Origin of the sequence: Streptomyces sp. PKU-EA00015, assembly GCF_013387495.1 — a bacterium.
Lineage (GTDB): Bacteria > Actinomycetota > Actinomycetes > Streptomycetales > Streptomycetaceae > Streptomyces.
This window is the reverse complement of record NZ_JABZEE010000001.1, coordinates 1-20185: the sequence shown is the minus strand read 5'-3', so window position 1 is coordinate 20185 and position 20185 is coordinate 1. Positions and strand designations below refer to the sequence as shown.

The window sequence follows — 20185 nt, the reverse complement described above, 5'->3', positions numbered from 1 at the left end:
CGCCGGTGTGCGATCACGGCCCGTCACATAGCGGCGAGGCCGGCAGTCGGCGGGCCTTTCCGACCCGCCGCGGTGTCAGGTGGACCAGACGGCTTTGCCGTTGTGAAGAATGACGACCTTGCCGTCCGCCCGCAGGACCAACTGGGCGTTCTCGTGGCCGTGGCTCCTGGAGGCCCAGATGGGGCGGTCGTCGGCGTTGTGGATGACGAGGTTGCCGTCCTGCTGGAAGATTGCCCGGTGGTTGGCGCCGAACGTCATGGCCGCCCAGATGGGCTTGCCCTCCTCGTTGTAGACGACGAGGTTGCCGTCGCTCTGCATGATCATGCGGATGCGGTTGGTGGACCAGGCCTGTCCGACCTGCAGGACACTCGTCGCGTAGACGGTCTTGGTGCCCCAGTCCGGCTTCGGGGTCGTCTTGGGCTCGGGCTTCGCCTGGACCTTCTTCTCGGGCGAGCTGCTCGCCCTGGGGCTCGGCGAGGGCGCGGCAGGCTGGACGACGACCTTCGGAGCCTCGCTCTTCTTCGGCTTCGCCTTGCTCGGGGACGAACTGGGCTTCTCGGTCACGTAGTCGTCGAGCACGGCGGGGGCGGAGCTCGCGTTCAGGACGGTGTCGGAGTCCGCGGCCGGCCCCTTGGCGGAGTCGGGTCGCTCGTCGCTCGCACTCCCCGCCAGCAGCAGGGGTATGGCGACCAGGACGGCGCCGGCGATCGCGGCCCCCGCCAGGATCGGCTTGCGGGGGCGTCCTGTGTCGGTACCGGTGTCGGCCTTGACGTCCGGCGGCGCCGTTCCGACGGCCGCCGCCACGGCGACGCCCTCCTCGGGCTCCTCGGCGGGCTTGGCGGCGGTCGCGGGCGGGACGGCGGCGGTGGTGGCCGCGGCAGCGGTCTCCCCGCTCGGGGCAGTGCCTGATTCCGCCTTGGGGGCCGCGGCGGGGCTCGGGGCCTGCTCGTCCGGTGCCGAGGACGGGGGTGGCGAACCCGCCTCCTCTGTGCGGGCGGCGGCCGCCTCCGCGTTCGCGCCGGGGGTGTGGTGCTGGGGGGACATGCGGTACTCCTCCTCGGTGGCGGAGCTGTCGGTGGTGGGCACGGGCCCGCACAGCGGCCGGGCCGCACGAACGCCGGTCAGCGCGGCGGGATTTGGGCAAGCGGCGTCGAGTGAGCCGGTTCGGCTCTCGGTCCTGGTCGTCGAGTTCCGCGTGCCCCTCCGCGGCGGCGGCCGCGGACCGGTCCGGGCTCTTCCGGGCCGCGAACCTTCCCGAGCCGCGAAGTCCTCCCGTACAGCCCTGGCTTGGACGTCCGGGCGGAAGGCATGTGTACGTCGACGGGTCCGATGGCACACCCAACTTAGCCCGTCACAGGGGCGACAGCAGCATCCTCAGCCCCAACCGCCCCCACCGCTTTGTCCACCCACGCCTCACTGGTCCCCAAAAGTTCACCACCCGGGCAGCAAACAGGCACACCGGCCCCTGATACGGACATGACCCGGTCGCCCACGGGCGGGGCGCGTGTGGCATCCTGTTGGCTCCCCGATCTGTTCAACGTCGAGGTGCGCGCATGGCGCACCACACCCAAGAATTCGTACAGACCGAAGAGTTCAGGTGAAAATGCGGCCCGGAGAACGGCAAGAGGGCAGGCATGATGCCTTGTCCGTGGTGCCCGACGGCTCCGGCCCGACCGCCGCTTCCGAGCCAGTCGTTGCCGACGTCACCGAGACCACCGAATTCGCGGACACGCCCGAGATACCCGAGGCCGTGCGGGCCGCCGCCCGCCGGGCGCCGGGGCACTGGATCGGCGTGGTCGACCCGGAGTGGACCGAGGAGCGAACGCCGCCGGAGTGGGCGGTGCTGGGGGAGTGGCAGTCGGACGAGGACGGGGGCGTGGGGAACTACCGCGCCAACCCGGCGTACCGGCCCTCGGCCCGGGTGCTCGGCTGGCCGGAGCCCAGCGACCCGGTGGACGCGGCGGCGCAGCGTGCCGCCACCGGTTACGGCTCGGTGGACGAGGCGCTCGCGGCGCTCGCGGAGGCGGAGATCACAGTGGTGCGCGGGCCGGACGGCGGGCCGCTCACGGCCACCGGCCTGGACGGGGCACCGGTGGTGCTGTTGTTCACCTCGCCGGTGCACGAGTTCATGTCCGCGGCACTTCGACATGACACGCTTCCCGCACGCGAGTTGGCCCGTTCACTGAGTGATTCGGGCACCCGGTTGCTGGCGAACGCCGGAGCCGCGGCCCCCTTGCTCGTCCCGGCGGACAGTCTTCTCGATCCCGTACGTGCGCCGGGTGCCGAGGGCGTGCCCGCAGCAGAGGCCGTGACGGTGGAGAACTCCGGCGGGCTCTCCGGCTCGGCTGACCGTACCGGCCCTGCGGCCGCGACCCGGACCGACAGCTCTCCTGAACCCTGGCCCCACACCACAGGGAGGACCACGTGACACGTTCGGCCCCGCAACCCCCCATCTCCCCGGGTGCCGAGCCCGGTCCCGACGGCGAGGAGACGGCCGCGACCGCAGCCGCCGCCGAGCCCGCACCCGCACCCGCACCCAGGACCGAGCCCAACTCTGAGCCCGCGGAGGCGAAGAGCGGAGCCGAGGCCGGTACGAGACGTGCCGCGGCCGAGGAGACGGCCGCACAGGGCAGCACCACAGAGCCCGAAGGCGGCGCCGGCTCCGAGACCGGCGCCGGCTCCGGGACCGGCGCCAACTCCGAGAGCGGGGCGGCCTCCGGCAGTCAGTCCGAAGCCGAAGGCGACCCCGGTGCCGCCGCGGCCGCCAAGAGCCGGCTGCCGGCGCTCGTACGGACCCTGACCGTGACCGCGATCGACCGGCCGCAGCAGCAGGCCGGACCGGTGGGGCGGCCGGGTAGGGCGGTGCTGGCCGGGGCCGCGGTCGCGGGGGCGCTGCTCGTATCGGTGCCGTTCATGATGCTCGGCGGGAACGACGACAAGGACGGCAGCGGGCCGGCGTCGGCGGGAACGGTGCTCGGCGGGAACGCGCAGGAAGCACCGGGCGAGTTCGCTGCGACCACGCCCGACACGGGTTCCTCCGGCGACGGCAAGAAGGACCCCGACCAGCAGGGCAAGCAGAAGGAGCCGGTGAAAGAGGCTTCCTCGTCCGCCCCGGTGAAGGGCGGGGACAAGGTCGAGGGCCGGCCGAAGGACGCCGGTGAGAAGGACGAGCCGGAGAAACAGAGCGGCGGGGAGCAGTCCGACGACCGCAACGACGAGCCCGCGAAGGCGCCTTCCGGCGTGACTCTCAGTGCCCCCGTCTCCCTGCGCAGTCACCTCTCGGGCCGTTGCATCGACGTACCGGGCGGCGACTTCAGCGACGGCAAGCAGCTGTTCGTGTGGGACTGCAACAACGGCCCCGCGCAGAAGTGGCAGTTCGCCTCCGACGGCACCGTCCGCATCGGGGGCAAGTGCCTGGACGTGGCCAACGCGAACTACAACGACGGCACCCCCATCCAGATCGCCTGGTGCAGTGGCAACGCCGCCCAGAAGTTCGTCCTGAACGCCAGCCACGACCTGGTCAACACCGTTGTCGGCAAGTGCGTCGACATCAAGGACAACAACCCGGGCAGCGGGGCCTGGCTGCAGCTGTGGAGCTGCGCGGGGACCGACAACCAGAAGTGGAGCGTCTGACAGCACGCCCACAGACCGAGAACACCGCTCTCGGCACTCGCCCGCCCCCAGGGCGAGGCATGATGGCACCGTCGGCTCGCCGACACGCGCCCCCGGACGAGGGGGCGCCCGCTGCAGACGCCCCCGTGGCAAGGAGGTTGGTGCGTGTCGCGCCAGGTACTGACCGTCGGACCGGGGGACCGGGACCGCTACCGGACGATCGGTGAGGCACTCGCGGCCGCCCGTACCGGCGCACTCATCAGCGTCCGGCCCGGGACATACGCGGAGAACCTGGTGATCAACACCAGGGTCACCCTCACCGCCGCCGAAGGGCGGGGGACGGTGGAGATCCGCCCGCGCTCGGGCAGCGTGGTCGCGCTGCGCGCCGACGCCGTGATGCTCTCCGAACTGACTCTGCGCGGCGGCGACGCCGAACTGCCGGCCGTCGACGTGCGGCGCGGGCAGGCCGCCCTCGACGCCTGCGAGGTCGTCGGCGCCGCCTGGACCGCGATGCTGGCCGGCGGAACGGGTTCACTCGCACTGCGGGAGTGCCGGGTGAGCAACCCGCAGGGCGCGGGCATCGTGGTCACCTCGACCACGCCGACCACCGTGGAGTCCTGCACCTTCGAACACCTGGGCACCAGCGGCCTGGTCATCGCGGAGCAGGGCGAGGCAGGCATCCGCGGTTGCACGGTCCGCGACGCCCGCGGCAACGGCCTGCTCGCCAACGGCGAGGCCCGCGGCACCGTCGAGGACTGCGACATCTCCTCCACCGACAAACCCTCCATCGCCCTGGAGCAGAACTGCTCCCTCTCGGTGGTCCGGACCGTGGTGCACGACACCAGCACCGGCGTGCACCTGAGCAGCGGGGGCCGTACGACGCTGGAGGACGTCCGCGTCACCGGAGCGTCCGGGAACGGCATCACCCTGGCCCAGGGCACCGACCCGGTACTGCGCCGCTGCCGCGTCTCGCGTACGCGCGGCCACGGCGTGCTCGTCACCGACCGGGCGCGCGGCACCTTCGAGGACTGCTGGGTGGACGGCGCGCAGGGCGCGGCCCTGCGGGTCGCGGGAGCCGCCTCCCCGGCCCTGACCGGCCTGACGGTCCGCGACTGCGACCGGACCGGGCTGCTCCTGGAGGAGGACTCGGCGCCGGAGCTGGACCGCCTCGAGGTGATGGGCGGCTCGCCCGCGATCGCGGTGCGCGGCGGTGCCAACCCGCTGCTGCGACGGGCGCGGCTGATGGAACCCTCCGGTGACGGCATCTCAACCGCCAAGGACGCCCGCGGCCGCGTGGAGGACTGCGAGATCGTCCGGCCGAAGGGCGCGGGTGTACGCGTCGCCTCCGGCAGCACCCTCTACCTGGCCGGTGGCGGAGTCTCCGACACGGCCACCAGCGGTCTGGTCGTGGAGGACGGCGGCAACGTCACCGTCCGCGACTTCCGCGTCGAGATATCCGGTGAGGAGGGTGTGGTCGTCGCCACGGGCGGCGAGCTGACCGCCAACCGCACCGCGGTGCACGCCCCCAAGGGCCACGGTTTCCTCCTCCGCGAGGGCGCGCTCGCCTCGCTGAGCGGCTGCGAGGTCTCCGGCGGCGCCCAGGACGGCTTCCGGGTGGAGTCCACCGCGCCGGTGTCCCTGGTGAACTGCCTCGCCCGAGAGAACGAGGGCGGCGGCCTGGTGCAGACCGCGCCCGGCGACCGGCTGGCCGTCGAGGGCCTGAACAGCACCGGCAACGGCAAGCGGGACGCGTGGGGCAGCGGCAGCGCCGAGAACACCGACCCGGCCGGCTCCGGCGCCGCGGACGCGCTCCCGCCGGACCGCGCGGACGGACCGCTCGGCGCCCTGAACGCGCTGATCGGCCTGGAGAACGTCAAGCAGCAGGTGCGCACCCTGGTCAACCTGACGCAGCTCGCCCAGCGCCGCGAACAACTCGGCATGTCGGCCCCGCCGATGAGCCGGCACCTGATCTTCGCCGGTCCGCCCGGCACCGGTAAGACCACCGTCGCCCGCCTGTACGGGGCGATCCTCGCCGAACTGGGTTCGCTGCGCAGCGGGCACCTGGTGGAGGTCTCCCGAGCCGACCTGGTCGCGCAGGTCGTCGGCGGTACCGCGATCAAAACCACCGAGACCTTCCAACGGGCTCTCGGCGGTGTGCTGTTCATCGACGAGGCGTACACGCTCGCCTCGGACAGCGGCAACGGCGGCGCCGACTTCGGCCGTGAGGCGGTGGACACCCTGCTGAAGCTGATGGAGGACCACCGCGACGACGTGGTGGTGGTCGCGGCCGGCTACTCCCGCGAGATGGAGTCCTTCCTCGGCTCCAACCCCGGCTTGGCCTCCCGCTTTTCGCGGACCGTCGAGTTCGAGAACTACTCGGTGCCCGAACTGGTCGCGATCATGGAGAACATGTGCGCCCAGCACCAGTACGAGCTGGGCGAGGGCACCGCGGCGGCGCTGGCCGCGCACTTCGAGGCGATGCCTCGGGACAGCGGCTTCGGCAACGGCCGTGCCGCACGCGGGGTGTTCGAGGAGATGGTGGACAGACAGGCGGTCCGGCTCGCCACCCTGCAGCAGGTCGGTGAGCACGACCTGCGGCTGCTGCTGCCGGAGGACGTCTCCGCCACCGCCGGCGCGTCGGCCGCCGAGACCGCGGCCCCGGCCGACGACCCGCTGACCCGCCTCGGCGACATGATCGGCCTGGCCGAGGTGAAGCGCGAGGTCGCGGACCTGGTCAACCTCATCACCACCGCCCGCCACCGTGCCGCCGCCGGACTGCCGGTGCCCTCCCTCAGCAACCACCTGGTCTTCACCGGTCCGCCCGGTACGGGCAAGACCACCGTCGCCCGCCTCTACGGGGAGATCCTGACCCAGCTCGGCATCCTCGACCGGGGCCAGCTGATCGAGGCGGCCCGCGCCGACCTGGTCGGCCGCTACATCGGCCACACCGCCCAGCTGACCCGCGAGGTCTTCGAACGGGCCCGCGGCGGCGTGCTGTTCATCGACGAGGCGTACACCCTCACCCCGCGCGGCGGCGGCGCCGACTTCGGTCAGGAGGCCGTGGACACCCTGCTGAAGCTGATGGAGGACCACCGCGACGAGGTGGTCGTCATCGTCGCCGGCTACACGGACGAGATGGAGCGCTTCCTCGCCTCCAACCCGGGCCTGTCCTCCCGCTTCCCGCGCCGGATCTCCTTCGCGGACTACTCCTCCGAGGAACTGGTCACCATCGTGCGGGCCCAGGCCTCGAGCATGGGCTACGAGTGCGGAGCCGGCACCGGCCCGCTGCTCAAGGAGTACTTCGACTCGCTGCCCCGGGACCGCTCCTTCGGCAACGCCCGCCTGGCCCGTCAGGTGGTCGAGTCGATGGTCACCCGTCAGGCAGGGCGGCTCAGTTCACTGGCCGCACCCACTCTGGACGACCTGCGCATCCTGCTCCCCGAGGACGTCGTGTCCGCGGCGCCGAAGGCGGCTCCGCGATGACGACGCCCGCCCGCGGGGTGGCCCGCCTGCTGTCCGGCACCGGACTCGCCGCCGCGCTGCTGCTGCCCACGGCCGTCCCGGCCCAGGCGGCACCCCCGTCGCGCCTGCCGGCGGCCGACGGGGAGAAGAGCCAGAAACTGCCCGGCATGCCCTCCGCGCTCGATCCGGACGCGGATGCGGTCGCCTGCACCCCCGCGTCCCGCGAGAAGGCGAAGAAGCAGGACTGGTCGCGCCAGCGCCTCGACCTGGACCGGCTGCACCGGTACAGCACCGGCGCGGGCGTGACCGTCGCCCTGATCGACACCGGTGTCGCCCCGGGCGCCGCCGGGCTCAGCGGCAGGGTCACCGCCGAGGGCACGGCCGGCGACGACTGCGTCGGCCACGGAACCTTCATGGCCGGGCTGATCGCCGGGTCCGGCGACGGCGGCTCGCGTCTGACCGGTGTCGCCCCGGGCGCGAAGATCCTGGCCCTGCGCGGTACCGACCAGCGCGGTCGGGCGAGCGCCGGCCTCGTCACGCAGGCGCTGCGCGAGGCGACCGAGGCCGGAGCCGGCGTCATCGCCGTCGCGGCGGCCCTGCCGCGTCGTGACGCGGAACTGACCCGTGCGGTCGCCGACGCCCGCCGGGAGGGCGCGCTGGTGGTCGCCGCGGCCACCCCGGACCCGCCCCGGGGCGGCACCGACGAAATCCCGTCGCGCACCTACTGGCCGGCCGGTGAACCGGGGGTCCTCTCGGTCGCCGACATGCTTCCCGGCGGCGTCCGCCCGGACAACTCCCTGGCCACCAGCGGCATCGACCTGGCCGCCCCCGGCGCCGGGGTGGTCTCCGGCGGCCCGCGCGGCGACGGCCACTACCTCGGCGCCGGCGCCTCGGTGGCCACCGCCTATGCCGCAGGGGCCGCCGCGGCAGTCCGCGCCGTCCGGCCCGACGACTCGCCCGACGCCGTCGCGCGCCGTCTCATCGCCACCGCCTACCCCGCAGACATCCCCCAGCTGGACCCGTATGCCGCCGTCACCACGGTCCTCGGCGACTCGGGTACGGCTGCCGGCGCCGAGCGCGCCGCGGACCCCGTGGCCGTCCGCGACACCTCGGCCGCCGACCGCGCCACCGACCGAGCCACGCTTTTCGTCCTCCTCGGCACCGCAGGCGTCCTCGCCATCCTGTGGGCGGCCTTCGCCCTCCCCAGGGCCCGCGCCAGGGGCTGGCGTCCGGCCGGAGCGGGCGGCACGGACAAGGTCTGAACGGAGCTGCGGGCGGGGTGCCCCTTGGCGCCCCATCCGCAGGCCGTACGGCGGGCCCCGGCGGCTCGCCGGTGCCGGCCGTACGTTGTTCCCGACCAGTTGCCGAAGCCGAAACGCCGGATCGCCGGTCGCCCATCCCTCGCGGCCGTCCACCAGCGCCGTACCACCGGCCCGGAACCGGCAGCGGGGGCCACGTCAAGTGGCCCCCGCTGCCGGTTCCGTACGTGCCCTTCGCGCTCGTGGTCCCTCAGTCCGCCTGACCCCGGGGCTCCTCCACCAGTGCCGTCTGCATCAGCTTCGCCCGGCGGCGGGCGATGTGCAGCGCTCGGCCGGGAGGGAGGTTCCGGGGCTTCGCGTTGCCGAAGAGACGGCCCTCCGTGGGCGGGCAGGAGAGGAGGACGGCGGGGTTGTTGGCCTCGTCGAGGCGGCGGACGAGTCCGTCGCTGAGGCCGCGGCCGGCGCCCATGGCACTGCGGGCGACCACCAGGTGCAGGCCCATCTCGAATCCGAGCGTCAGGTACTCGAAGAGCGGCTCCATGGGGCTCTGGAACGAGTTGCCGGAGACCATGTCGTAGTCGTCGATCAGGATGAACAGACGCGGTCCGGTCCACCAGTCGCAGGTGCGCATGCGGCTGGGGGCGATGTCGGCGCCGGGGACGCGGGTCTTCATCGCCCTGGCCGCGCCCTCGACGGTCTCCTTGAGGTTGTCCAGGGAGATCACGTGCCCGATGCGGTACTCCTCGGGGACGGTGTCCACCAGGGTGCGGCGGTAGTCCACCACGATGATCTTCGCTTCGGCGGGGGAGTAACGGGCGGTGATGCCCGCGGTGATGCTGCGCAGCAGGTTGGTCTTGCCGCTCTCGGTGTCGCCGACCACGATCAGGTGCGGGGTGCGGCTGAAGTCGTGCCAGACCGGTTCCAGGGCGTCCTGGTCGATACCGAGAGGCAGGCGCATGCCACCGCCCTCGGTGGACTCCGGCGCGGGGAGTTCGGCGAGCGGGAGCCGGTGCGGCAGCATCCGCACCTGCGGGGCCGGTGCGCCGGACCAGTGCCGGGCGACCTCGGTGACCAGGTGGGCGACACCATCGCCGAGGTCCTCGAGGGAACCGCTGCCGTCCAGCCGGGGCAGGCCGGCGAGGAAGTGCATCTTGCTGTCGGCGGTGATGCCGCGACCGCCGCTGCGCGGCACCGAGCGGGCCTTGCGGGTGTCGATCTCGGAGTCCATCGGGTCGCCCATCCGCAGTTCCAGGCGGGTGGCGGACTGGTCGCGCACCTGCGCGGACAGCTCCACCCAGCGGGTCGTGGTGATGAGCAGGTGAATGCCGTAGTTGAGGCCGCGGGCGGCCAGTTCGTTGAACTTCGGGATCAGGTCGTCGTAGTCCTGGCGGACCGTCGACCAGCCGTCGACCACCATGAACACATCCCCGAACGGCTCGTCGGGGAACTCCCCGGCTGCCCTGCGGCGGCGGTAGGACTGCATGGAGTCGATGGTGTGGTCCACGAAGAACTGCTCGCGCCGGGCGAGCAGCGTCATCACCTCGGCGACCGCCCGGTGCACCCGCTCCGGGTTGAGCCGCGCCGCGACGCCGCCCACGTGCGGCAGCGCGGCGAGCTGCGAGAGGCCGCCGCCGCCGAAGTCCAGGCAGTAGAACTGGATCTCGGCGGGCGTGTGGGTGAGGGCGAGGGCGCCGATCAGGGTGCGGGTGAGCGTGGACTTGCCGCTCTGCGAACCGCCCGCGATGGCGACGTGGCCGCCTGCCCCGGACAGGTCCACGATCAGCGGGTCGCGGCGCTGCTCGAAGGGCTTGTCCACCAGGCCGACCGGCACCCGCAACTTGCCGGTGCCGGACCAGCCGGCAGCGGTGAGGCCGCGCTCGGGGTCCGGAGCGATGCCGGGCAGCAGGGCGTCCAGCGGGGACGGCTCGTCCAGCGGAGGCAGCCACACCTGGTGGGCGGCGGGGCCCGAGTCGCGCAGCCGGTCGAGAGCCACGGCGAGCAGCGTCTCCTCGTCCTCCTCGCTCTCCTCGGTCTCCGGCTCCGGCTCGGGCGCCGCCTCCAGCGTGCGCGGCACCACCCAGCCGCTGGTCCACGGCACCACCTGGCTGGCCACCCGTGCCTGCACCACCGCGCCGGTGCGACGCCGGTAGGTGCCGGAGGAGTAGGCCGCCCGGAAGCGGGTCAGTGCCTCCACACCGGACTTCAGATAGCCGCTGCCGGGCTGGGCCGGGAGCTCATAGGCGTCCGGAACACCGAGCACGCCGCGGCTCTCCATGGCGGAGAAGGTGCGCAGGCCGATCCGGTACGACAGGTGGCTCTCCAACTGGTGCATGCGGCCCTCGTCCAGGCGTTGCGAGGCGAGCAGCAGATGCACCCCGAGGGAGCGGCCGAGGCGGCCGATCATCACGAACAGGTCCATGAACTCCCGGTGTGTGGAGAGCAGCTCGCTGAACTCGTCGACCACCACGAACAGGCTCGGCAGCGGGGTGAGGTCGGCCCCCGCGGCGCGGGCCCGCTCGTACTCCAGGGCGGAGGTGTAGTTGCCGGCCGAGCGCAACAGCTCCTGGCGGCGCATGAGCTCGCCGTGCAGGGCATCCTGCATGCGCTCCACCAGCGCCACTTCGTCGGCCAGGTTGGTGATGACGGCGGAGGTGTGCGGGAGTTCCTCCAGGCCCAGGAAGGTGGCGCCGCCCTTGAAGTCGACCAGGACGAAGTTGAGGGTCTCGGAGGAGTTGGTCAGCGCGAGGCCGAGGACGAGGGTGCGCAGGAGCTCGCTCTTGCCGGAGCCGGTGGCGCCGATGAGCATGCCGTGGGGGCCCATGCCGCCCTGCGCGGACTCCTTGATGTCGAGTTCCACCGGGCGGCCGTCCACACCGACCGCGACCGGAACCCGCAGCCGCGCGGCGCCGGTGTGCCGGGCGAAGAGCGTGGCCGGGTCGTGCCGGTGCAGGTCGGGGATGCCGAGCAGGGTGGTCAGTTCGACGTCGCTGTCCAGCGGCTGCGCGATGTCGGTGCCCAGACTGATCCGGCGGGGGGTGAGCAGCCGGGCCAGCGACTCCGCGGCGAGCGGGCCGAGCCGGTCCGGGCGGCCGAGCGGCACGGAACGCTCCTTGCGGCTGCGGTCGGTGCGCACCAGGCTCACCTGGTCGGGACCGACGGTCAGCCGCAGCGTGTTGCGACCGGGCCGCCAGCGCAGCGCCCCGGAGACGTCGAGGACCACGGCGTTGCGGTAGCCGTGCCCCTCCCAGCGATGGCCCTCGGGGACGGTGACGCCGTCCAGGACGACGACCGTGTAGGGCTCGTCACGACCGGGGCGGGCTTCCGCATCGAAGCCGGGGCGCTCCGCGAACTCGGCGCCGAGCAGGTCGTCCAGCTCGGTGAGGTCGGCGGTGATCCGGCGGACCTGACCCGCGCCGTCCTCCTCGTGCGGGTGCAGCGCGTGCGGCAGCCACTTGACCCACTCCCAGTCGGGCCGCCGCTCGTCACTGACACAGACGGCGATCCACAGCTCCTCGGGCGCGTGGAACACCGCGAGCTGGCCGAGCGCGGCGCGCACGAGAGCGCGTACGGCGTCGGTCGGGTCCTCCACCGGGGCGCCGCCCTCGGCCCGGGCCCCGCCGGTCTCCCCGGCCGGCGGGACGACCGGCTCGGCGGTCGCCCGGCCCGGAGTCTCCTCGGGGCGCAGCAGGATCCGGGCCGAGGAGCGCAGATAGAGGCCGAGGGGCTGTTCCGGGACGGTGGAGTAGGCGCGGATGAAGCGGCGCAGGGCGTGGGCGCAGAGCGGTTCGAGGTCCTCCACCGGTCGGGTGGAGACCGGTTGCAGGGTGAGCGCGAGCTGCTGCTCGCCGACCGCGAGCCGGGCCTCGCCGAAGTCCTCGTCGGTCGGACGGCGCTCCCACAGCCGCGAGGTGCGGGCCAGCGAGCGCAGCGAGGCGGGGTCCGGGTGGCGCCAGGCGAGCGCACGCTGCTGCTCCACGATCGTGGCACGGACCCGCTTGCGGGTCTGCGCCAGATAGCGGAGGTAGTCGCGGCGCTCGCCCTTCAGGCGCTGCTTGCGCTCGCTGGAGCGGCGCATCAGCTGCCCCAGCAGCATGGCACCGGCGGAGAGCGCCATGACGCCCATCGCCAGATACATGAAGACGCCGTTCCCGCCGCCGGGGCGCAGGAACATCAGCATCATGGACACCGACATCAGCGCCATCGGCAAATAGGTCCATATCGCCGAGGTGTCGGGCACGGTCTCGGCGAGGACCGGTGGCTCCTGAAGGGTCAATTGACCCTCGGGCATCTCCGGTCCGCGTCTGCGGGCCGGCCGGCGAAACAGCACCACACTCACGGAACAGAACCTCCGGTTTCACTGCCTTTGTGGCCCGCACCGAATACCGGCACGCCCGGTAGCGGGAAAGACCGCACCGAGCCGATTCTCCGGGTGCCGCATGACGCGGTGAACGCCGGGGTGAGTGCTTCGAGCGGATAGCGAGGACGGTCAACTCCCGTGGAGGACAACTCCATACCGGACGATGAGTCCGGTCCGCAGCACGATCCGGCGGGGGTAGGCAGTAGTCTGCATTCACGGAACGCGACCTGTCCACGGGGGAGAGGCGGTCGCCGGCCGCGCGGACGCAATTCCCCAGCCCGTACCCCCCGTTCCTGGCCGCGCCGGCCCTCCGTACTCTTCGCAGGTCCCCTCTCCCGGGGAAGTCCTCCTGTCAAAGCCCCAACGGAAGACGAGAGTTCAGCTGATGACCGACAGTGCGGTGGCCGAGCTGTGCCGCCTGACCGTACGTGCGCCGAGCGTCTCCGTCGATTTGGCCGTGCCCGCCGACGTGCCGGTCGCCGATCTCCTGCCGACGCTGCTCCGTTATGTGGGCGAGGAAGCCGAGGAGGCCGGTCTCGACCATGCCGGCTGGGTGCTCCAGCAACTCGGCGGCGCTCCGCTCGACGAGGAGACCACCCTCGCCCACGCCGGGTTCGCCGACGGCGCCGTGCTCTACCTGCGCCCGCACACCGAGGCGCTGCCCGAGGCCCGGCTCGACGACCTGGTGGACGGGATAGCCGACACCGCGGGCCGGAAGCTGCACACCTGGCACCCCGAAGCGGCCCGCGGACTCCTGGTGGGCACCGCGGTGGCGACCGTGGCGGCCGCCCTCGCGCTGGTGCTCTGGCCCGGGGCGACCGGCTCCGAATCCACCCAGGTCGCTTTCGCGGCCGTGACCGGGCTGCTGCTGCTCGCGGGCGCGGGCTCGGCCAGCCGCGCGGTCGGCGACCGCCTCTCCGCGACCGCGCTCGCCCTGCTCGTCGCGCCCTGCCTGGCGCTGGCCGGCTGGCTGCTGCCGGGCGGAGACCTGACCGGCCCCGACGCGGCACAGGTCGCGGGCGCACGGCTCCTCGCGGCAGGCGCGGCCGGAGCGGGCGGCGCGGTCCTCGCGCTCGCCGCCACCGCGGTCGGCGCCCCGGCCCTCTTCGCCACCGCGCTGGTCTCGGTGGCGACCGCGATCGCCGGGGCCCTGATGGGCTACACCGGTCTGGACGTACCGGCCTCTGTGGCGCTGGTGGCGACCGCGGTCGCCCTCGCCGCCGGAGCGGTGGCACCGTTCGCCTTCAAACTGGCCGGGATGCGCCTGCCCGCGCTGCCGTCCTCCGCAAGCCAGCTCCAGGAGGGCATCGAGCCCTACGCGGGCGACGACGTCGCCGAGCGCACCGAACTGGCCGGGCGCTGGGTCACCGCACTCTTCGCCGCCACGGGCATCATCGCCGCGGCCGCCCTGGTCGTCCTCACCGACCACCCGAACCTGCCCGAGGTGCTGACCTCCGTCGGGCTGAGCCTGCTGCTGCTCCTGCACTGCCGCGGCCTGGTGCACATCGGGCAGCGGCTGACCCTGGCCGTACCCGGTGTCTGGGGGCTGCTGCTGCTCGCCCGCTCCTGGGCGGTGGACGACCACGGCGACGGACGCGTACTGGTCTTCGTGGTGCTGCTCGCCGCCGCGGCCGCACTCGTGATCGCCGCCTGGACGGTGCCCGGCCGCCGGATGCTGCCGTACTGGGGTCGCGCGGCGGAACTCGCGCACACCGGCTTCGCGGTGGCGCTGCTGCCGCTCGCCCTCTGGGCAGCGGGGCTCTTCGGCTGGCTGCGCGGCCTGTTCGGCTGAGCACACCCCTACGCCGCGGCATGGAGAAGGAGTTGAGGAGAGGCCGTGCAGTCCAAACGAGACCAGGTACACGCCCACACGTTCATGATGGGCAGGCTCAGCTCGAGCCTGCTGATGGCCGACCCGGACGCCCCGGAGAGCCCGCTCGGGCGCACTACCCGGGGCGTGGTCTTCGGTGTACTGGTCACCGTCCTGATCGGCGCGGGCGCCACCGTCTACGGCCTGCTGCGCCCCGGCGGGAACGACAGCTGGCGTGACGGCAAGCACCTGGTGGTCAACCGTGACACCGGCGCACGATATCTGTGGACCGGCACCGACGGCGTACTGCACCCCGTGCGCAACTACGCCTCGGCGAAGCTGATCGGCGGCTCCGACCTGGCGACCGCGGACGTCCGTACGCCCTCGCTGCAGGGCGTCCCGGTGGGCGCCCCGGTCGGTATCCCCGGCGCCCCCGACGTCGTGCCCGAGGCCGGCCAACTCGAGGACGGCGCCTGGCACATGTGCGTCACCGGTCCCGACGGGGCGCTGCCCAACACCTCCGGCGTCGTGACGACCAGCGGGGTGGACAAGCCGGGCGCCACCACCGTGGCGGCCGGGAAGCCCCTGGACTCCCGAGGCATCGGCCGCGACCACGGTGTGCTGGTACGCGGCCCGGACGACACCGAGTACCTGGTGTGGCGGGGCAGTAGGCTGCCGCTGGACCGTGCCTCCGACGCCCGCAACGCCCTCGGTTACGGCTCACAGCAGCCGATGCGGGTCTCGGCGGCCTTCCTCGACGCGCTGGCACCCGGCCCCGCCCTGAAGCCGCCCGCGGTGGCGGGGCGCGGCGATGAAGGCCCCGAACTCGGTGGTGAGGCCAGCCGGATCGGCCAGCTGTTCAAGGTCAGCGTGCCCGGCGGGGGCAGTACCTACCACCTGCTGCGCAAGGACGGCCTGGTGCCATTGACCCGGCTCGGCGCCGCCCTGGTGCTGGGCGACCCGGCCACCCAGAAGGACGCCTACCAGGGGCAGTCGCCCGAGGTGCGCACGGTCGGCGCGGACGCGCTGCGCGAGCACCGGGCGAAGGATGCGGGCTCCGCCGGATCCGCGGAGCTGCCGGACGCGCCGCCGCTCCCGCAGTCCGCGGAGCGCGGCACCGCGCTCTGCGCGCAGGTGGACGGCGACAACGGCGGCGTGCGGATCAGGTCGGTGCTGGTCCCGCTGACCCAGCTCGCCCCGGTCGCCGTGTCGGAGGGCACGGCCCAGCCGCTGAAGCCGGCCTGTGTCCCGACGGACGTCACGGTGGTACGGCCGGGGCACGGCGCTCTGGTCCGGGCCCTGCACGCGAGCGGTGCCGCGCACGCCGGAACCACCTACCTGGTGGCGGACAACGGCGTGAAGTACCGCGTCTCCGCCAAGGAATCGCTGGCAGCACTCGGGTACGAGGCCGCGGACATCGGCTCGGTCCCGGCACCGCTGCTTGCGGCCCTCCCCACCGGCGCGGACCTCGACGCGACCGCCGCGGCCGGCGCCACCGAACCCAAGGTGACGGCTCCCGAGTGCGGCGCCGCCGATCAGTCGGAGCAGCCCGGGAAGACCGAAGAAGCGCACAAGGCGGATAAGGCAGGAAAGGTGGACGCAGCGGGCGCCGCTTCACAGAGCTGACACCACGCACCGATTCCGGCCAGGAACACATACGGCGCCGAGGGAAAAGAAAAGAAAAGGACGCGCGGAGGGAAACGTCAGCCCGAACTCGGCGCAGGTGGCGCGAAGTCGCCGAGTCGGAGGAGTTGTCGCGGTGCCGCATACGAAGGCGAAACCTCAGGAGAAGCTCAAGTAATTCGGACCGGCGTACCCGGGAAACTCCACGGGTACGCGCGCATTGCCGGTGTGGTCCGTCCCGATGACCGTTCGGTCTCTTCGTGTGCCCGTTTTTCGCCCGCACGGGGGTTGACCTGCGGACGGTCCACGTCCTGCGTGCCCGTCGTCCGGGCGTACCTGTTCATCCCGCTGCAACGTCCGCACAACTCCGTTGCCACACAGGCGAATTCCTCCGAACCGGCCGTTGCTCACATCTTCCCCGAACGCGTTGCGCGGACCCCTGTTCTCTCTTTAGCCTCAGCGGGCAACGGTGCGACGAGACGCGCCTGACCGAAGGGAGCGTGACATGGCGGACAGTGCCGCGAGGAAAGCGGATTATGCCAAGGGCTTGGGGGGCGTCTCCTCTCTGGAGTCGGCCCGGAGCCAGGTCGAGAAGATCCAGGACAACGTTGCCCAGATCGCCGCACGTTCGGGCGTCGGTGGCGACGAGGGCCAGGCCCTGCTGAAGCTCTTCCGCAGCTGGAACACCGAGGCACAGAAGGTCGTCGTCCAGATCAGCACGATGATCGACGCGCTCCAGGAGAACGTGACCTCCGCCAACCGCCTGGCGAAGGAGAACCAGGACCTGACCGAGGTCCTCAACAGCAAGACCAGCCAGGGCGTCTTCGAAGCACTGCGCTGAACCACCCGCAGTACCGGCCCTCTTCGACGGGGCCGGACTTCGTGAGCTTCCCGGGCCCGGCGCCCGGCCTTCGAGAGGAGACGTCATGGCCGACGGCATTATTGACGTGCAATACCCCAAGGTTCAGCAGGCCATCGAGGAGTTGATGGAACAGACCCAGGGGATCATCACGACCCTCAACAACCTGGAGGACGAGCTGAAGCCGCTCGTCACCTCCTGGGAGGGTGCGGACCAGGAGAAGTACCGTGAGGTCCAGGCGGAGTGGGACAACGCCACCAAGAACATGGCGCGACTGCTCGGCGACAACGGCGAGCTGATCCGGACCATCCACGACAACCACTCCCGTGACGAGCGCAAGAGCGCCGACAACTGGGGCAGTGTGCGGGCCCGTTAGGCCTGGGCCCCCGGGCCCGGCCGGGGCTTTCGCCTCGTCCGTCCCGAGGGGCGGGACCCGGCGTCGCGTGCGTGATGTCGAAGGTGCCGAACCGTCCGCATGGCAGCCCCATGCGGACGGTTGCGACAGGTTGAGGCAACAGGCCGCGCCCCTGCTCCAGGACTCCGGGAAGGACGTGCCGGACGCCGCCGAGCAGGCGAGAGTTCGCGACGGAGACCCGGTGGGCCGACCCCCGCACGCAGGCCCGCCGATCCGTCCCTCGTCCGTACGCCACATACCCACCGGGTCATCCCGTATCCCCGTCCGGCAACCAAGCAGCAGGAGATCGTCCCATGGCCGGTGAGAAGGCCGACGTCAAGCATTTCGACCTCAAGCAGATGGAGAACTTCCGGGACAACGAGGTACAGCCGGTCTACACCGCCGCGAAGAAGCACCGCGAGGACGGCGACGGCTCCACCATCCGCCCGCTCGGCCGGCTCATCGACGGGCACACCACCGCGGAGAACCTCGACCAGAACAAACAGCTCCTGCGCATCGGCAAGATGGTCACCGAGCCCCTGGTCTCGGGACCGAAGCTGATCGAGGGCGTGCGCGCCGCGGCCGAGTCCATCGACAAACTGCTCGGTGACCAGATGGAGCTCTTCAAGGAACTGAAGGAGGCGCTCACGGACACCATCGAGGAGGCGAACAAGACCAAGGACAAGAACCTCGGGGCGATCGACGCGCAGACGCTGCTGCAGACCTTCGAAGAGGTCGACACGCTCACCGCCGGCACCACCGGCGAACCGGAAGACGACTGAGTCAGAGCCTCGCGCGCCGGTAGCCGCTCGGCGCGCCGCCGTGACAGACACACGCCTGCCCATCCGTACGAAGACGCGGTGCGCCGGCACGGACGACAACCGACCAGAAAGGGCGCCCGGTGGCCGATCGGTACGATCCCAACTCCGTCGCCAATCTCGACAAGTTCGACAACGCCGGCGACCCGTCGAGCGACACCTGGGCCACCCTGGTCACCCACATCACCGGCTATCCGGTGCCGGACAGGAACACCGTCTTCGACACGCTCCGATCCGATCACGGCGGCAAGCTCTTCCGGATGGACATCAAGGAGCGCAGCCTCGGCCTGCTCGTCAAGGACTCCGGCTTCCTGACGAACAAGGGCGAGGACTACGACATCTGGTTCTTCGACAGCGGCAAGAAGCAGTCGATCATGCAGGCCCGGATCGTCTTCGAGGGCCGCGTGAAGGACGGCGAGGAGATCATCTTCGCCGGCCCGGGTTCCGACAACGTCCACGACGCCCAGGTCCGTGAGGGCAACGAGTTCACGGACTACAACAAGGACAAGATGAGCACCATCCCGCTCGCCCGGTACATGAACGGGCCGCGGGCGGCGCTCCTTGCCCTGCTGCGAGGCAGCAGCCAGGATGCCCGGTTCAGCAACCTGGGCGTGGCCGGGGGCGACGCGGTGGACCTGAACTCCTTCAACACCACCGGGGACTCCTTCGACTTCGCCGCCAAGTTCTTCAGGGACCACGCGACGGTGCTGAAGGACTGGGAGGACCGCTTCGGCCGGGACGACGCGAGCTGGAAGGGCGAAGCGGCGGAGGTCTTCCGCAGCCTGATCAAGAAGATCCGGGAGAACTACGACAGCTACGTCGAGACCTTCGACTCCTCGGCCGGCACCGGCGACGAGACGGGCACCGGCAACACGGTGTACTCACGCGCCCTCTCGCTGGGCCGCAAGTACCTGGAGGACTCCGCCACGAAGCTGCTCGACGCGTGGCTGACCTGGGCAAAGTCCTCGTACTACGACCCGCACCAGGTGCTGCGCTACGTTCTGGACGACCTCGCCCAGTGGGTGGACTCGAACAACGTCGCCAAGACGGACATCACGTCCACCACCAGCCGCTACGGCACCACCGTCAGGCACAGCCCGCAGGGCGGCTTCTCGCAGGTGCACCCGGAGTACGGCGACCTGACCGACATCGCCAACTGGGCGAAGGTCGGCGACAAGGCCGTCAGGATCTGGAGCCAGGGCGTCGACGAGTACCTGGGCAAGCCCGCCGCCCAGGTGCAGTCGGACCTGAACAACCACTTCATCGACCTCGGCAAGGACTTCTCGGAGAACGTACCCAAGCCGAAGTCCACCAGCACGGCCTCGGAGGAGTACGAGGAGAAGAAGCTGAAGGAGGAGAAGGAGGAGATCAACAGGCAGAACGAGGAGAACCGCAAGTACCAGGATGAACTCCGAGAGGAGCAGAACCGGCAGCGCGAGGAGGACCGCAGGTACCAGGATGAACTCCGCGAGGAGCAGAACCGGCAGCGGGAGGAGGACAAGAAGTATCAGGACGAACTGCGCGCGGAGCAGGAGAAGGAGCAGGAGGAGGCCAAGCGCCTCCAGGACGAGTTGCGGAACGAGCAGAACCAGCAGCGCGACGAGGACAAGAAGTACCAGGACGAACTGCGTGAGGAGCAGAGGCGCGAGCAGGAGGAGGCCCAGCGCGAGGCCGAGGAGCAGGCCAAGGCCATGCAGGAGAGCCTCGGCGGCCTCAACGATCCCAACGCGGTCACTGCACAGAACCTCGGCAGCCTCGACGACCTGCTGAACCAGAACAACCCGGTCACCGAGAGCCCGGGCGACATCGGCGACGTGAACAGCCGGCTCGGTGACGGCCAGGGAGTCCGGACCGACGCGCTGATCACCACGCCTCTCGGCAACCTCGGCGGGTTGAACGCCGGGGGCGGCGGCCCGCTCAAGACCCCGACCGGCGGGACCACCCAGGCCGACGGCGGCAAGCTCACCACCGACTTCCCGGACGGCAGCAGC

12 protein-coding genes are annotated in these 20185 nt (G+C 71.7%); 10 read left to right on the top strand and 2 right to left on the bottom strand.

The features are described 5' to 3' along the window. Positions 1–75 precede the first annotated feature (75 nt). A complete protein-coding gene (locus HW130_RS00060) occupies positions 76–1044 on the bottom strand; it encodes a mannose-binding protein (RefSeq protein WP_177147499.1) in 969 nt (322 codons plus the stop codon). Positions 1045–1603: 559 nt separating this feature from the next. Here HW130_RS00060 and HW130_RS00055 point away from each other — a divergent pair. The 4 genes from HW130_RS00055 (at position 1604) to HW130_RS00040 (ending at position 8336) form a co-directional block, all read left to right on the top strand. Further along, complete coding sequence (locus tag HW130_RS00055) at positions 1604–2428, top strand: type VII secretion system-associated protein (protein WP_177147238.1); 825 nt, start codon at positions 1604–1606, stop codon at positions 2426–2428. Further along, a complete protein-coding gene (locus tag HW130_RS00050; protein WP_177147237.1) occupies positions 2425–3633 on the top strand; it encodes a ricin-type beta-trefoil lectin domain protein in 1209 nt (402 codons plus the stop codon). The genes HW130_RS00055 and HW130_RS00050 overlap by 4 nt, the downstream gene beginning before the upstream one ends. A 144-nt stretch (positions 3634–3777) precedes the next feature. Beyond that, positions 3778–7095 (top strand): right-handed parallel beta-helix repeat-containing protein, encoded by a 3318-nt coding sequence (locus HW130_RS00045; RefSeq protein ID WP_177147236.1) that lies wholly within the window; start codon positions 3778–3780, stop codon positions 7093–7095. Continuing rightward, on the top strand, positions 7092–8336 hold the full coding sequence (locus HW130_RS00040; protein ID WP_177147235.1) for a S8 family serine peptidase: 1245 nt from the start codon (positions 7092–7094) through the stop codon (positions 8334–8336). Before HW130_RS00045 ends, HW130_RS00040 begins: the two co-directional genes overlap by 4 nt. A 247-nt stretch (positions 8337–8583) precedes the next feature. On the opposite strand, the gene eccCa is transcribed toward HW130_RS00040, so the two are convergent. Beyond that, on the bottom strand, positions 8584–12621 hold the full coding sequence (eccCa, locus tag HW130_RS00035; protein WP_177147234.1) for a type VII secretion protein EccCa: 4038 nt from the start codon (positions 12619–12621) through the stop codon (positions 8584–8586). Positions 12622–13075: 454 nt separating this feature from the next. Between eccCa and eccD the strand changes: the two genes are divergently transcribed. The 6 genes from eccD to HW130_RS00005 all read left to right on the top strand — a co-directional run. Continuing rightward, a complete protein-coding gene (eccD, locus tag HW130_RS00030; RefSeq protein ID WP_177147233.1) occupies positions 13076–14482 on the top strand; it encodes a type VII secretion integral membrane protein EccD in 1407 nt (468 codons plus the stop codon). Between the two features lie 45 nt (positions 14483–14527). Then, a complete protein-coding gene (eccB, locus tag HW130_RS00025; RefSeq protein WP_177147232.1) occupies positions 14528–16126 on the top strand; it encodes a type VII secretion protein EccB in 1599 nt (532 codons plus the stop codon). A 502-nt stretch (positions 16127–16628) separates the two neighbouring features. Continuing rightward, positions 16629–16964: a hypothetical protein gene (locus HW130_RS00020; RefSeq protein ID WP_177147231.1), complete on the top strand. Its 336-nt coding sequence runs from the start codon at positions 16629–16631 to the stop codon at positions 16962–16964. A gap of 85 nt (positions 16965–17049) precedes the next feature. After that, positions 17050–17358, top strand: coding sequence for a WXG100 family type VII secretion target (locus HW130_RS00015; RefSeq protein WP_177147230.1), 309 nt, complete (start codon positions 17050–17052; stop codon positions 17356–17358). Between the two features lie 332 nt (positions 17359–17690). After that, entirely contained in the window at positions 17691–18158 is a 468-nt protein-coding gene (locus tag HW130_RS00010) for a type VII secretion system-associated protein (protein ID WP_177147229.1), read from the top strand. A gap of 119 nt (positions 18159–18277) precedes the next feature. Further along, positions 18278–20185 (top strand): AAWKG family protein (locus tag HW130_RS00005; RefSeq protein WP_177147228.1); only part of this gene is annotated, 1908 nt, incomplete at its 3' end.

Coding starts and splice junctions, on each gene's coding strand:
- HW130_RS00060 (WP_177147499.1), bottom strand. CDS start 1,044: ATGTCCCCCCAGCACCACACCCCCGGCGCGAACGCGGAGGCGGCCGCC.
- HW130_RS00055 (WP_177147238.1), top strand. CDS start 1,604: ATGCGGCCCGGAGAACGGCAAGAGGGCAGGCATGATGCCTTGTCCGTG.
- HW130_RS00040 (WP_177147235.1), top strand. CDS start 7,092: ATGACGACGCCCGCCCGCGGGGTGGCCCGCCTGCTGTCCGGCACCGGA.
- eccCa (WP_177147234.1), bottom strand. CDS start 12,621: ATGCCCGAGGGTCAATTGACCCTTCAGGAGCCACCGGTCCTCGCCGAG.
- eccD (WP_177147233.1), top strand. CDS start 13,076: ATGACCGACAGTGCGGTGGCCGAGCTGTGCCGCCTGACCGTACGTGCG.
- HW130_RS00020 (WP_177147231.1), top strand. CDS start 16,629: ATGGCGGACAGTGCCGCGAGGAAAGCGGATTATGCCAAGGGCTTGGGG.
- HW130_RS00015 (WP_177147230.1), top strand. CDS start 17,050: ATGGCCGACGGCATTATTGACGTGCAATACCCCAAGGTTCAGCAGGCC.
- HW130_RS00010 (WP_177147229.1), top strand. CDS start 17,691: ATGGCCGGTGAGAAGGCCGACGTCAAGCATTTCGACCTCAAGCAGATG.